This window comes from Rhizobium redzepovicii (assembly GCF_019793435.1).
Classification (GTDB): Bacteria; Pseudomonadota; Alphaproteobacteria; order Rhizobiales; family Rhizobiaceae; genus Rhizobium; species Rhizobium redzepovicii.
This window is the reverse complement of sequence record NZ_JAILYH010000021.1, coordinates 24439-38228: the sequence shown is the minus strand read 5'-3', so window position 1 is coordinate 38228 and position 13790 is coordinate 24439. Positions and strand designations below refer to the sequence as shown.

The window sequence follows — 13790 nt, the reverse complement described above, 5'->3', positions numbered from 1 at the left end:
TTACGGCGCGGCCCGGCATTTGTTGCGGCTTATTCGTGGCGGCGATGAAATCCTGCGATCTCTCTGATTTCAAAAAGACATAGGTGAGGAAAAACGCGATCATCGCAACCGCGAAGGTGCCGGACGCTGTGGAGATGTCGCCGACCGTCCGCCGCTGTCTTTGTGACAACAACCCTCGCTGATCGGCATGATGACGAAGGTCAGGTCGCGCCAGTTGCCGGCGATAATCCTGATCTTCTCGACATGCCCGCGAATGACTTCGAGGAAACGGAGAACCACAATGGTCTCAGATCTCAGTGCAAGAGTTGCGCCGCGCACTTCAACTGCTGTCCGAAGCGCCGGCAAACTGGGGGGCGGTGCGGCAAAAGGATCAATAAGAATCATTGCCCCCATCACGCCTTTACGCTTGAAATGCCGTCATACATTGGACATAGAGCTAACCGCAGAACTCCGGTCGCGGCTTTCTGCCCGTATCAACCATTAGGACCGATATCATGGCCTTCCTTGCCGATGCTCTTTCCCGTGTGAAGCCTTCAGCCACCATCGCCGTTTCCCAGAAAGCGCGTGAGCTGAAAGCAAAAGGACGTGACGTCATTGGCCTCGGCGCAGGCGAGCCGGATTTCGATACGCCGGAGAATATCAAGACGGCCGCCATCGAGGCGATCAACCGCGGCGAGACCAAGTACACGCCGGTTTCCGGCATTCCCGAACTGCGCAAGGCGATCGCCGCCAAATTCAAGCGCGAAAACGGCCTGGAGTATTCCTGGGAGCAGACAATCGTCGGCACCGGCGGCAAGCAGATCCTGTTCAACGCCTTCATGGCGACGCTGAACCCCGGCGATGAAGTCGTCGTCCCCGCACCTTACTGGGTTTCCTACCCTGAGATGGTGGCGCTGTGCGGCGGCACGCCGGTTTTCGTTTCCGCGACCCAGGAGCATAATTTCAAGCTCCAGGCCGCCGATTTGGAAAAGGCGATCACGCCGAAAACCAAGTGGTTCATCTTCAACTCGCCGTCCAACCCGACGGGTGCGGCCTATACGCATGCCGAGCTGAAGGCATTGACAGACGTGCTGATGAAGCATCCGCATGTCTGGGTGCTGACCGACGATATGTACGAGCACCTGACCTATGGCGACTTCAAGTTCGTTACGCCCGTCGAAGTCGAGCCGAAGCTCTATGACCGCACACTGACGATGAACGGCGTTTCCAAGGCGTATGCGATGACCGGTTGGCGTATCGGCTATGCCGCAGGCCCGATCCAGCTCATCAAGGCGATGGACATGATCCAGGGCCAGCAGACCTCAGGCGCGACGTCGATTGCCCAGTGGGCCGCCGTCGAAGCGCTGAACGGCACGCAGGACTTCATTCCTGAGAACAAGAAGATCTTCGAAGGCCGCCGCGATCTCGTCGTTTCCATGCTGAACCAGGCCAAGGGCATCGTTTGCCCGGTGCCGGAAGGCGCCTTCTACGTCTATCCCTCCTGCAAGGGCTTGATCGGCAAAACCGCACCCTCCGGCAAAGTCATCGAGACGGATGAGGATTTCGTTTCCGAGCTTCTGGAATCGGAAGGCGTCGCCGTCGTTCATGGCTCGGCCTTCGGCCTCGGCCCTAATTTCCGCATCTCCTATGCGACGTCGGAAGATCTTCTCGAGGAAGCCTGCCGCCGCATCCAGCGTTTTTGCGCCGCCTGCAAGTAAGCGGACTGCGATAGTATCGATCGAAGGCCTGCCGGCGACGGCGGGCCTTTTGCTTGTGGCGACGTTGACGATGTGGCTGCATGTAGCTACATTTGTGGCATGAAGACCGTTTCGATCCGCGACGCGAAGAACCGCCTGACCGAGCTTGCCCGCGAGGTCGAGGAAGGCGAGACCATCGTCGTGACGCGCAACGGCCGCCCGGTCTTCGATCTTGTACCGCATCAGAAGCGCGGCGGCTTGGACCTGGAAGCCGGTCAGGCTTATCTGCGTGCGCGGGGCATCACCAATCCTGTACCGTTCATCGCGGATGATTTTGATGATCCGCTGCCGGAGGATTTTCTCCTGAAACCTTTGCCGTAGCGATGAGGCTTCTCCTCGATACCCATATCGTTCTCGCGATCCTGCGCAAGGACGTGGGACAACGGTTCCCAGAGATCGCGGCGCTGCTTGGTGATAGCAAGACCGAGGGCTTCGTCAGCGTCGCAAGTCTCTGGGAAACGGCGATCAAGGCTCGTCTGGGAAAGCTGGATACTGGCATGCCGCTTGAAGACATCGCGCGGTCTCTTGAAGAAATAGGGCTGATATTATTGCGGATCGAAATTCAGCACGTCATCACCGCCGCCGACCCAGAGCCGGACACGCGCGATCCCTTCGACCGATTGCTGCTGGCGCAATGCAAGGTCGAGGGCCTGCAACTTGCGACAGTCGACCGCCTGCTCGTCGATCATCCGCTGGCGCTGCGACTTTAGGCTCATGTCCCGATTCAAGGCCTTAGGGCGTTGATTCCGCTTTGCCTCGCAAGTCGTTGAATTCCGATTCAAAACGTGACGAGGAGCGACGGTTCGGCCGGTGATCTGCGGTTGCGGGCGGCCACCAAACCCACTAGATATCCGGCATCAAGTTTAAGTTGCCGCTTCGGGGGGCCGGGATTTTGCAGCAGAGTGCGGTGATCGTCTGTTCGGATGTCAACATGCTGCCGGCTGCCTGCTGCACGCTGCTTTCGGTCAAGCGCAATCTCGACGCTCCTGGCGTGGAGTTCCTGCTTCTCGGTATCGACCTCAAGCCGAACGAGATCGCCGAGGTCGGTAGTTTCGCGCAGTTGCACGACATGGCGATCACTGTGCTGCCCTATAATACCCCGGATACGGCAAAGCAGGCCCGGGGCCGCTGGTCGGGCGCGACACTGGCGCGGCTCTACATGGATCTGCATATTCCCGATCATATCGAGCGCCTGCTTTACCTTGATGCCGACGTGCTCGCGGTGGCGCCCGTCGACGAACTCTTTACCAGGGATCTCCGAGGCAAGGCGCTTGCCGCGGTCGACGATTATGTCATGGCCTTCCCAGAGAAAGCCGGCGCACGGCAGCGCAAGATCGGTATGGGCGAGGGCGGACGCTATTTCAATGCCGGCGTATTGCTGTTTGACTGGTCGGCCTGCCGCGCGAAGGGGCTTTTCGCCAGAACCCGGGAGATCTTCGAGGAGCGGTCGCATCTGTTCGAAAACAACGACCAGGATGCGCTGAACGTCAGTTTCGACGGCGACTGGCTGGTGCTCGATCCGCGCTGGAACACGCAGACGGGGCTTTTGCCTTTCGTCGATCGGCCGGCCATCTTTCACTTTACCGGCCGCAAGAAACCGTGGCAGGCGACCGTTTCCTGGGTGCATCGGCGGATGGCCAGGCAGTATGTCGAGGATCTCCGCAACACGCCCTGGGCGTCCTTCTGCAGGCAGCCGTCGGCTGCGGGCCGGATCGGCGGATTCGTCTTGCATATGGGAAAGCAGATCGGCGGGCTGGCGCGGCTTGCACGGATGCGCGCCTATTTCAGCAACAGCTAGCAAGGCGCGTCCTTGGAAAGTGCATGTGAGCCGATATGGAATCGATCCCCAGTGATACGCAGAGGCTAGCCGCCGCCGATAGCGGCTTCAATTTCCTGACGCCGGACGCGTGGAAGGCGCTGCTGTCGCGCTATTCCCACATCGTGCTGGTGGCAAACAGCGAGGCTGTCGATTTGGAGCGGCTGCGAAGCGAGCTGCCGGAGACGACGCTCTACGTCTTCTTCAACAACGTCTACAAGGTGCTCGACGAACCCTTCGCCGGACATGCGGTGCTGGTCGCCCGCAGCGGTGTGATGGGCGCCAATATCGTTCACCGGCGCGAGGTGGCGGATGTCTTGCGCTTCTTTGCCGGCGATGATTTTCTGGGTGTGGTCAACATCCGCGTTTCCCCCGAGGAGAACTTCAGCGAGGAGAGCCGCTTCAACGGCACTCGCGCCCGCCACCTCGATCTGACGCAAATGATCGGAGATCTCTATCCGGCAGGCAAGATCGCGACGAGCGGCTTTGCGATGGCGCTCTGGCTCGCCGATCTGCAGCTGCCGGGCAAGATCCTGCTTGCCGGCTTTTCGGCAAAGAGAAGCGAGAAGTGGAAGGTCTTCGACGTACACGATTGGACGTTCGAGCAAATCTTCCTGCGTCTTTTTGCCAGGATGGGCACGATCTCGATGATGGGCGGCGTCGATGCCAGCCCCTATGCGGCGCTCGCCAAACGCTTTCCGCAGGTGCCGCCGGTCGAAATCGCGATGACGGCGGCCGAAGTCCTGTCTGAGCGGCTTCACAATGCGAACAGCCAGATCGACAGGCTGATGTCCGTCACCAAATCCATCCGCGCCGTCGAAAACTTCTTCCGGCGCTTCAAACCAAAAACCCGTAAAGAGCGCTTCCTGGAAAAATCTAAGGATTGACCGACGCAGGACCTCGCCGACGGGCGTGACCTGCCGAGCGCGTGACCGCTCTCTCAAAGCCCCAGTGCCGTCAGCATGACGAAGGTGGCAAAGAGGATGAAGTGCGTCATGCCTTCGATGGCGTTGGTCTCGCCGTCATTGAGGTTGATCGCTGCGGCAATCAGCGTGATCGTCACCATCACCGTCTGCACCGGGGTCATCGCCATGATGAAGGGCTGGCCGGTATAGAGCGCGATCGCCTCCATGACCGGCACCGTCAGGATCACGGTCGAAAGCGAGGCGCCCATGGCGATGTTGACCGTCGCCTGCATGCGGTTTCTGAGCGCTGCCCTCAAGGCGGTCAGGATCTCGGGGGCAGCTGAAATCGCGGCGACGACGACGGCGGTGACGGCGATCGGCGCGCCGCTGTCGCGCAAACCCTCGGTCATCAAGGCCGACATGAACTCGGCCAGCAGGCCGATGATGACGACGCCGACGAGAATGGTGGCGATCGATATCGCGGCCGGTTCGTCAGCGCCGTGCGCATCCGAAGCCCCTTTCTTCCGTTCGGAGCGCGGGTAGCTGTAGCTGAAGAAATAGCTGTGCTGGCCGACCTGCATGCGCAGGAAGAGGCCGTAGAGCGCAATCATCGCGACGATGGTGAAGGCGGAATAATAGTGCCATTTGTCGCGGGGCACGAATTCCGGCACTATCATCGAGATGCCCATGGCGGTGAGGATCATCACGCCGTAGGTCTTGCCCGAATTGTCGTTGTAGGGCTGTTCTCCGTGCTTCAGGCCGCCGAGCAGGGCGGCGAGACCCAGAATGCCGTTGATATCGAGCATCAGGGCGGAATAGATCGTGTCGCGCACCAGTGTCGGCGAACTCTCTCCGCTCATCATGATGGCGAGGATGATGACCTCCACGGCAACAGCCGACAGTGTCAGGATCATCGTGCCATAGGGGTCGCCGACCTTGATGGCGAGCAGTTCGGCATGATGGGCAACGCGGATCGAGGCGAGAACGATGGTGCCGACCAGGGCGGCGGCGGCAATCAACGCGACGCCGCGTCCCATCTCGATCACCGCGTGTTCCAAGAGATAGGCGATCGCTGCAACGGCAATTGAGGCGACCAGAAACTTCTCTTGTTTTAAGCGTGACGCAATCGCCAAGTCTCAGCTCCTGTCCCGATTCATGCGTTTTATCTAAGTCACTGATTTCGCATATCAAGAAAGCCGCGGTCTGGGGCCATTTGCAGTCTTCGGCGTTTAATGGAATACTGAATGTCATCGGGGCCGGAAAGCAGATCGCGGCGTCCTCGAATTCTTGTCAAGCGGCCGCGATGATCCGGATCCTGTCCGGAAGCGTGCGAATGCGCAACAAGAAGATGAGGAGACGGATGCATGATCAAGGTGGTCTACGAAGTCATGCCGCATGACGGCGGTTGGGCTTACAGGCTCGGAGGCGTTTATTCCGAGGCATTCCCCACTCATGCCGAGGCGCTCGAAGCCGCGCGCATCGTCGCGGCCGAACAGCAGGTCGGCGGCGATTCCGCCGAGATCAGTTGGCAGGACGAGAATGGCAAGTGGCATGAGGAATATGCCGAAGGCGGTGACCGGCCGGAAACCGAGGTGGTAGACGGTCAGTGGAAGGACCGCGGGGCCGGGGCCTCGCAAGGCTTTTGAAGTCAGCGATCGTCCGCCAATGCCCGCGCGACGATTGCGTCGACGAATTCGCGCTTATGCGCGGTATAGCCGTCCCCATCCATCCTGAATTCGCCCGCCAGCCTGCGTTTGAGCGCGGCATATTCGGCCGCAGCCTCGGGATGCGCAATGAGATGATCCCGGAAAGCTAGCCTGTTTCGATGCGTGCCATTGCCGGCTGGACAAAGGTAGACCCGCTCCCGCGGCACCAAACCTCTCGATAAAAACGCCCAGACCTCGTCGTCATAACGATTGCCGCGCGGTTCGTAACCTTCGGCCAGAAGCACATCGGTGGCAGCCTCGATATGCCCGAGGCTGGGAAGAACGATGTCGATATCGATCAGCGGCTTGGCGGTCATGCCCGATATGGAGGTGCTGCCGATGTGATCGATGGAGAGCGCCTGCGGCAGCAAGACGAGCAACCTGTCACGGATGCGCCGGAACGCCTGCGACCATTGCGGATCGTAGGGCACGAGTTCAACCGGATCGTGGCTCATCATTTTCTTCCGCTTACAGCGCCGCGCGTCCGACAAGGCAGATTTCGGTTGCTCTCTTGCGTTGAAATGTGCGCATGATTCTCTCCAAAAATCGATTCCGGATTTCGAGGTTATGTGCCGGTCGAATATCGGTGATAATCCTGAAGCCCCTTGACCAGTGCGTCGAAGGTGGCGCGGCAGCGCGGCGAGGTCTTCAGGCTCTCATGCATCGCCACCCAGGTGCCGAGCGGGATCTTGAACGCATCGGGCAGGAGGTGCACCAGATCGGGATTGTCACGTACGAGCCCAATCTGGCAGAGACCGATGCCGACGCCGGCGCGGATCGCCGAAAGCTGGGCAAGATTGCTGTCGGTCCTGTAGGAGAAGTCGATGCCCGGCACCTCATAGCGTTTTGTTACCAGGCGGACATAGGCCGTCTGGCGGTCGAAGCCGATGAGCCGGTGGTTTGCGAGGTCGGCCAGGGTTTGCGGAATGCCGTGTCGTTCGAGGTAGCGGCGATGGGCGTGGAAACCAAGCGGGATATCGCCGATGCGGCGCACGACGAGCGCACCCTGCTGCGGCTCGGCCATGCGCACGGCAATATCGGCCTCGCGGCTCACCAGATCCTCAATCGCATCGGAAGCCGACAGCTCGATCTGGAGTTCGGGATAAGCGTCCTGCAGCGGGCCGAGAATCCCAGGCAGTACTTCGACTGCGATGACCTCGCTGGCGCTGACCCTGACGGTTCCGGCGACGCGCTCGCGCTCACCGGATGCTGTGCGCAAAAGCGCGGCAGTGGTTGCCGCCAGCGTCTCGGCATAGGGCTTCAGCGCCAATGCGGCGTCGGTCGGCAGCAGCCCGTTCGGGGATCGGGTGAAGAGTTCGGCGCCGATTGCCGTTTCCAATGCGTCAATATGGCGGCCTATGGTCGGCTGCGTCAGCCCCAACTCGCGGGCGGCGGCCGAAAGCGACCCTTGCTGGAGCACGGTCAGGAAGGTGCGGTAGAAATCCCAGCTCGGTTCTATGTTCATATATTTTTGTATAGCAGCTGCATTTATTTCGTCAATTTTGTTTACTTGGGGCCGATGGCATAATCCCTCCATTCAAGCGAAGGAGATGATTGTCATGAGCAGCGAAATGAAGAAGACGGCCCTCGTTCTCGGCGCCACCGGCGGTATCGGCAGCGCGGTTGCCCGCAAGCTGCTTGCGCGCGGCTGGCGCATCCGGGCGCTTAACCGTGACGCCGCCAAGGTGTCGAGGCGCGAGCCGGCTTTCGAATGGGTGCAGGGCGATGCGATCAATGCTGGTGACGTCCTGAGGGCGGCCGAAGGCGTCAGCATGATCGTCCACGCCGTCAATCCGCCCGGCTATCGCAATTGGGGAACGCTGGTGCTGCCGATGATGGACAATACCATCGCTGCTGCCCGCACCGTCGGCGCCCGCATTGTACTGCCTGGAAACGTCTACAATTTCGGGCCGGACGCCCTGCCGGCGCCGACAGAGGAAAGCCCGCAGCATCCGCTGACGAAGAAGGGGGCAATCCGCGTCGAGATGGAGAAGCGGCTGGAAGCGGCATGTGAAGCTGGTGTTGGAGCGATCATCGTCAGGGCAGGGGATTTCTTCGGCCCGGGCACGACTGGAAACAGCTGGTTTTCATCGGGCCTGGTCACGCCGGGTAAACCCGTCGGCACGATCAAGAATCCGGGGCAGCGCGGCATCGGCCATCAGTGGGCCTATCTGCCCGATATGGCGGAAACCATGGCCCAGCTCATCGAGCGCGCCGATCGGTTGCCCCCCTTTGCCGTCTATCATATGGAGGGGTTCTGGGATGCAGACGGTATGCAGATGGCCGAAGCGATCAAGCGTGTCGCAGGCGGCAAAGCCAGGATCGCCCGTTTTCCCTGGTGGATCGTGCCGCTCGCCGCGCCGTTCGCTCCGATGCTGCGGGAGATCAAGGAGATGCGGTATCTCTGGAAGGTGCCGCTGAGGATGAGCAACACCAAGCTCACTGCCGAACTCGGCAAGGAACCGCAGACGCCGATCGACGAGGCCGTCAGAGCTTCGCTCGTGGCGCTCGGCTGCCTGCCTGAACCGCATCGTGAGATGGCGGCGGCCTTGATCGCACCTTCGTCCGAGAGTGCGGGTTAAGCCTCGAGTTCTGCCAGCGCAATCCGGGCGACCTTCAACGCCGTCTCGGCCTGCTCAATGTTCGGATCGCCGAGGAACCAGGCGGCGGAAAGGCCGGAATAGGCGGCAATCCACTGCAGCAGCCGCTTCGGCTCGATCCGAGCCTCCGCCGAGACGATGGCGAGCTGGCGGCGGAAGCGAGCCGGATCGGTAATGGTCGGCAGTTCCTCGTTGGCGAAGATGTTGGCGAAATCGAAGCCGCGCTCGCCATGCAGTCGCTTCGGATCGATCGCCAGCCAGCCGCGCGCCTCGAAATCGAGGATATTGTCGTGGTGAATGTCGCCGTGGAGGACGGTGAGGTCGCGCGGATCGGCAAGCAGCGCATTGGCAATCGCCGAGCATTCGGCCAGCGTGCCGCCATGTTTGCCTGCCGCCGGCTCGAGATCGCGGAACCAGCGGCTGAGGGGGATGGGATCGGGAAGCGGTTTTTCGCGCGGCGCATGCAGCCTTGCGGCCGTTCGGCAGAGGATGCGGCTTGCCTCGTCGTCCTCGCCGTTCATCGCCATGGCAAGCAGCGAGCGTTCCCCCATCGCCCGTTCCAGGAGTACCGCGTCGCCCTCATGAGCGTAGACATGGGCTGCGCCGTCGCCATCCCACCATTGCATCAACAGCGCGCCGTATCGTTAGTCGACATCGGCGGCCACTTTCAGCATGGCAGGCTTCTCCTGCCAGAGGACCGGCAGCAGACGGCTTGAATGGGTGATGATGGGCTCGCCGTCTGATATCAGCGACCAGCGATCAAGATGGGGAGCGAACATAGGCACACCCTACAAAGATCCGTGGGAAATGAAAATCCCGCCTTTCGGCGGGATTCGCAATGTGTGTTCCAAAGGTTCAGGCGACCTTTTCGAGAGCGGGATAGTCGACATAGCCCCTGGCGGTGCCGCCATAGAAGGTCGACTGGTCGGGCGTGTTGAGCGGCAGGTTCTTCGCCAAGCGTTCGACGAGATCGGGATTGGCGATGAAGGGCTTGCCGAAGGCGACGAGGTCGACGCGGCCGCTTTCCACAGCATCGATCGCTAGATCGCGGTCATAACCGTTATTGACCATCCAGTCGGCCTTGCCGCCGGCGGTTTCATAAGCCTGGCGCAACGCCTTGTAATCGAAGGAAGGATTGTCGCCCTGGCGGTAGTCGCGATCACCGCCGGTCTGGCCTTCGATCACATGGATATAGGCCAGATCGTATTTGGCCAGCCCCTCGACGACACGGGTGAAAGTCGCCTGCGGATTGGAATCGTAGCTTTCGCCCGACGGTGTCACCGGCGATATGCGGATCGCGGTTCGGCCTGCGCCGATTTCACTGACGACGGCATCGACGACGTCGAAGGTCAAACGGGCGCGGTTTTCGATCGAGCCGCCATATTGATCGGTGCGGTCGTTGACGCCGTCGCGGATGAACTGGTCGAGCAGGTAGCCGTTGGCGCCATGGATCTCGACGCCGTCGAAGCCGGCATTGATCGCCGCACGCGCGGCCTTGCGGTAATCTTCGATGATACCCGGGATTTCAGCGGTATCGAGGGCGCGCGGCTCGGAGGTGTCGGCAAAGCTGCCGGTGCCGTCGCCATTGACCAGGTAGGTCTTGGCCTTGGCGATCCGGTCGGTAGAGGAGACCGGTTTGCCGCCATTCGGCTGCAGCGTAGTGTGCGAGATGCGGCCGACATGCCACATCTGGACGACGATCTTGCCGCCGGCCGCGTGAACGGCGTCGGTGACGCGCTTCCAGCCGTCGAGAGCCTCTTTGCTGTAAAGGCCGGGCACGTCGGCGTAGCCCTGGCCCTGATGGGTGATCGCGGTCGCTTCGGTAATGATCAGGCCTGCCGTGGCGCGCTGGCGGTAATATTCGACATTGAGGTCGTTGGGGATGGCGCCCGGCGAGCGGTTGCGGGTGAGCGGCGCCATGACGATGCGGTTCTTGACTGTAATGTCGCCAACCTTGGTGGGTTCGAAAAGCTTGGCCATGATGGTCCTTTCTTTTGCGGGAGGATCACTCGGCAGGGGCGAGGGCGGCTCGGCCCCTGGCGGAGAGATAGGTGAGTCCAGTCGCGCCGAGGCCGATCAGGGCCATCAAGGCTGCGGCGAGCGGGACGCGGGTAAGATCGAAGCCGGCATCGATGACCAGGCCGCCAACCCAGGCGCCGAGCGCGTTACCGGTGTTGAAGGCGCCGATATTGATGGTTGAAACCAGGTTCGGGGCGTCCTTACCGAAACCGACGACGCCGACCTGGAGCGCCGGCACAGCGGCAAAGCTTGCCAAGGCCCAGAGGAAAAGCGTGATTTCAGCCGGGATGAAGAAGCGGCTGGTATAGCTGAAGGCGATCGACGTAACGGCGATGGCGGCGAAGACACCGGCAAGCGTCGCGCCAAGCCGCCAGTCGGCCAGTTTGCCGCCGACGAGATTGCCGATGGTCAGCCCGAGGCCGATCAGGAACAGTGTCCAGGTGACGCCTTCCGGGGAAATGCCGGTAACGTCACGCAGCAGCGGCGCGATATAGGTGAAGAGCGCGAACATCGAGGCGGCGAAGAAGACGGTGGTGGACAGCGCCAGCCACAGGCCACCATTCCGGAGTGCGGCGATCTCGCGCAGGATACTGCCGTTCTCTTGCTGCTTATCCCTGGGCAGGATGGCGATCAGGCCTGATATGGTGACGACGCCGATGACGGTGACGATACCGAACGTGGCGCGCCAGCCATAAGCCTGGCCGATGGCGGTGCCGAGCGGCACGCCAAGAACATTGGCGAGCGTCAGGCCGGTAAACATCAGGGCGACGGCGCGGGCCTTGCGGTCTTCGGCGACCAGGCTGGCGGCGACGACCGAACCGATGCCGAAGAAGGCGCCGTGGCAAAGCGCGGTCACGACACGGGCAATCATCAGCACCCAGTAGTCGCTTGCCAGCGCGCAAAGCAGGTTGCCGGCGATGAAGAAGGCCATCAGCGCGATCAGGGCGGTGCGGCGCTTCAGCTTGGCCGTCGCAATAGCCATCACCGGGGCGCCGATTGCGACCGCCAGTGCATAACCGGTTACCAGCCACCCGGCCTGCGGGATCGTCACCGAGAGATCGGTGGCGACCTCGGGCAGAAGACCCATGATGACGAATTCGGTGGTGCCTATAGCAAACGAGCTCAAGGCAAGGACGAGAAGGGCGAGGGGCATTTTATAGGTCCTGCGTCAGCTGCTTGAGGAATGCAGCGATCGTTTCTTCGTTGCGCTTGTAGAAGATCCACTGTCCCACGCGTTTGGTGGTGACGAGGCCGGCGCGATGCAGCGTTCCCAAATGGGCCGAGACCGTCGACTGCGACAGGCCGCAGCGTTCGAACTGGCTGGCACAGACACCCATTTCGAAAGGATGCTCCTGCGAAGGAAAATGCTGCTCGGGATTTTTCAGCCAGCTCAGAATGTCCATCCGGGTGGGATGGGCGAGTGCCTTGATAATCTCGTCTTTGTCCATCGTCGTTAGCCGAACTATAAATCGTCTTCGATCGATATATTGATCGTCAGGCGTCGATATGCAAATCACGGAGGCGTGAGGCCGTGCGTTTTATTGAGTGAGCAAAATTTGGGCAAAAAAAGAGGGCCACCGGAAAACCAGGGCCCTTGTAATTGTGAAGGTCAAAAACCTCCAGAGGGGAACAGCTAATGCGGTGGTACTGGGAGAGAAACCACAAGATGCATCAGCTGAGAGAAATATGGTGCTTCCTTGGGCAGGTTTCAATGCTTTTTTGTGCATGCCTGCTATGCGTCGCACAATTTTTTTGCGACGCAGCATTTCCTGGGCGGGCAAGGGCAAAAAAAGAGGGCCACTGGAAAACCAGGGCCCTTATAAGTGTGAAGGTCAAAAACCTCCAGAGGGGAACAGCTAATGCGGTGGAACTGGGAGGAAAAGCCACCATGTGCATCAGCTATGTGCGATATGGTGGTTTAATGGGCAAACGGCAACCCTTATTTGTGCATGCCAGTCATGCGTTCAATGCATAGTATGGAAAACATTCCATAAATCTGGCTTAGATCCGATGATACAAAGCCGATCCGGCCCAAAATCATCCGGATCTAAATCAAAGAAGGTGAGCATGATCTCGTCTGAAAGCCACTCTCACTTTTCGGCATGATATTCTAGAAATTCCAGTTTCTGGCCTTGCTGACGATGAAGTCGCGGAAAGCCTTCAGCTTGGCGGCGTTCTTGATCTCATCGGGATAGCAGAAATAGGTGTCGAAGGAGGGAACGTCGGCATTGATCGCCAGCTGAATGAGGCCAGGATCGCGGCCGACGATGTAGTCCGGCAGGCAGGCGACGCCGATGCCGAGCAGGGCGGCGCGCTTGATCGAGGTCTGGCTGTTGATCTGCAGATGCGGGATGCGCTTGTTGTCCGACGACCGGCCGGCGACCTCAAGCCAGTTGACATCGAGCAGGTAGCTCGGCGCCGGCTCGCCGAAGGTGATGATGCGGTGATTGTCGAGATCCTCGATCTTCTGCGGCTCGCCATGGCGGTTGATGTAGGAGGGAGCGGCATAGACGTGCATGTGCACGGTGAAGAGCTTGCGCTGGATGAGGTCGGATTGCTGCGGCTGACGCAGGCGGATCGCGCAGTCGGCATGGCGCATGTTCACATCCACTTCCTCGTTGTCGAGGATCAGCTGGATCTGCACATCGGGATAAAGCTGCAGGAATTCCTGGATCTTGTCGGTCAGCCAGCCTTGGCCGAGGCCGACCGTGGTGGTGACGCGCAGCTTGCCGGACGGTGTTTCGTTGGTTTCCGTCAGCTGCATCTTCACGGTTTCGAGCTTCAGCAGCACGTCATGGGCTGTGCGGTAAAGCAGCTCGCCTTGTTCCGTCAGGATCAGGCCGCGCGCATGGCGGTGAAACAGCTTGGTGCCGACATCCTGCTCCAGCGCGCTCACCTGGCGGCTGATGGCGGACTGGGACAAATGGAGTTTATCCGCCGCATGGGTGAACGAACCCGCTTCGGCAGCTGCGTGAAAAATACGCAGCTTATCCCAATCCAATGGCATT

At 60.4% G+C, this 13790-nt stretch carries 15 protein-coding genes and 1 pseudogene; 7 read left to right on the top strand and 9 right to left on the bottom strand.

Annotation, left to right across the window (positions count from 1 at the left end; translation table 11 throughout):
* Positions 1 to 99: 99 nt before the first annotated feature.
* Positions 100 to 384, bottom strand: coding sequence for a hypothetical protein (locus tag K6N12_RS27950; RefSeq protein ID WP_131711515.1), 285 nt, complete (start codon positions 382 to 384; stop codon positions 100 to 102).
* A 110-nt stretch (positions 385 to 494) separates the two neighbouring features.
* Between K6N12_RS27950 and K6N12_RS27945 the strand changes: the two genes are divergently transcribed.
* From K6N12_RS27945 to K6N12_RS27925, 5 genes are all read left to right on the top strand, one after another.
* Complete coding sequence (locus K6N12_RS27945; protein ID WP_097626750.1) at positions 495 to 1697, top strand: pyridoxal phosphate-dependent aminotransferase; 1203 nt, start codon at positions 495 to 497, stop codon at positions 1695 to 1697.
* A gap of 99 nt (positions 1698 to 1796) precedes the next feature.
* Complete coding sequence (locus tag K6N12_RS27940; protein WP_064839929.1) at positions 1797 to 2057, top strand: type II toxin-antitoxin system Phd/YefM family antitoxin; 261 nt, start codon at positions 1797 to 1799, stop codon at positions 2055 to 2057.
* A gap of 2 nt (positions 2058 to 2059) precedes the next feature.
* Complete coding sequence (locus K6N12_RS27935; RefSeq protein ID WP_097626752.1) at positions 2060 to 2446, top strand: type II toxin-antitoxin system VapC family toxin; 387 nt, start codon at positions 2060 to 2062, stop codon at positions 2444 to 2446.
* A gap of 182 nt (positions 2447 to 2628) precedes the next feature.
* Complete coding sequence (locus tag K6N12_RS27930) at positions 2629 to 3534, top strand: glycosyltransferase family 8 protein (protein ID WP_097626754.1); 906 nt, start codon at positions 2629 to 2631, stop codon at positions 3532 to 3534.
* 35 nt (positions 3535 to 3569) lie between these two features.
* Positions 3570 to 4439, top strand: coding sequence for a 3-deoxy-manno-octulosonate cytidylyltransferase (locus tag K6N12_RS27925; RefSeq protein ID WP_097626756.1), 870 nt, complete (start codon positions 3570 to 3572; stop codon positions 4437 to 4439).
* A gap of 53 nt (positions 4440 to 4492) precedes the next feature.
* Here the strand turns inward: K6N12_RS27925 and K6N12_RS27920 are convergent, their stop codons facing one another.
* Positions 4493 to 5590, bottom strand: coding sequence for a calcium:cation antiporter (locus K6N12_RS27920; protein WP_097626758.1), 1098 nt, complete (start codon positions 5588 to 5590; stop codon positions 4493 to 4495).
* Positions 5591 to 5821: 231 nt separating this feature from the next.
* Here K6N12_RS27920 and K6N12_RS27915 point away from each other — a divergent pair, with 231 nt between their 5' ends.
* Positions 5822 to 6103 (top strand): DUF2188 domain-containing protein, encoded by a 282-nt coding sequence (locus tag K6N12_RS27915; protein WP_222149021.1) that lies wholly within the window; start codon positions 5822 to 5824, stop codon positions 6101 to 6103.
* A gap of 2 nt (positions 6104 to 6105) precedes the next feature.
* On the opposite strand, the gene K6N12_RS27910 is transcribed toward K6N12_RS27915, so the two are convergent.
* Positions 6106 to 6621 carry a GrpB family protein gene (locus K6N12_RS27910; protein ID WP_097626762.1) on the bottom strand — a complete coding sequence of 172 codons (516 nt, stop codon included), beginning with the start codon at positions 6619 to 6621 and terminating at the stop codon, positions 6106 to 6108.
* 107 nt (positions 6622 to 6728) lie between these two features.
* On the bottom strand, positions 6729 to 7628 hold the full coding sequence (locus K6N12_RS27905) for a LysR family transcriptional regulator (RefSeq protein ID WP_097626764.1): 900 nt from the start codon (positions 7626 to 7628) through the stop codon (positions 6729 to 6731).
* Between the two features lie 94 nt (positions 7629 to 7722).
* Between K6N12_RS27905 and K6N12_RS27900 the strand changes: the two genes are divergently transcribed.
* Positions 7723 to 8745, top strand: coding sequence for an NAD-dependent epimerase/dehydratase family protein (locus K6N12_RS27900; RefSeq protein ID WP_131711516.1), 1023 nt, complete (start codon positions 7723 to 7725; stop codon positions 8743 to 8745).
* Here K6N12_RS27900 and K6N12_RS27895 read toward each other — a convergent pair.
* From K6N12_RS27895 to K6N12_RS27875, 5 genes and pseudogenes are all read right to left on the bottom strand, one after another.
* Positions 8742 to 9542 (bottom strand): annotated as a pseudogene (locus tag K6N12_RS27895) (aminoglycoside phosphotransferase family protein). The gene K6N12_RS27900 and the pseudogene K6N12_RS27895 sit on opposite strands and share 4 nt — an antisense overlap.
* Positions 9543 to 9618: 76 nt before the next feature.
* Positions 9619 to 10743: an alkene reductase gene (locus K6N12_RS27890; RefSeq protein WP_097626770.1), complete on the bottom strand. Its 1125-nt coding sequence runs from the start codon at positions 10741 to 10743 to the stop codon at positions 9619 to 9621.
* A 25-nt stretch (positions 10744 to 10768) separates the two neighbouring features.
* Complete coding sequence (locus K6N12_RS27885; protein ID WP_097626772.1) at positions 10769 to 11935, bottom strand: MFS transporter; 1167 nt, start codon at positions 11933 to 11935, stop codon at positions 10769 to 10771.
* Position 11936: 1 nt separating this feature from the next.
* Complete coding sequence (locus tag K6N12_RS27880; protein ID WP_097626774.1) at positions 11937 to 12230, bottom strand: ArsR/SmtB family transcription factor; 294 nt, start codon at positions 12228 to 12230, stop codon at positions 11937 to 11939.
* 662 nt (positions 12231 to 12892) lie between these two features.
* Entirely contained in the window at positions 12893 to 13789 is an 897-nt protein-coding gene (locus tag K6N12_RS27875) for a LysR family transcriptional regulator VtlR (RefSeq protein ID WP_003593139.1), read from the bottom strand.
* Position 13790: the final 1 nt, after the last annotated feature.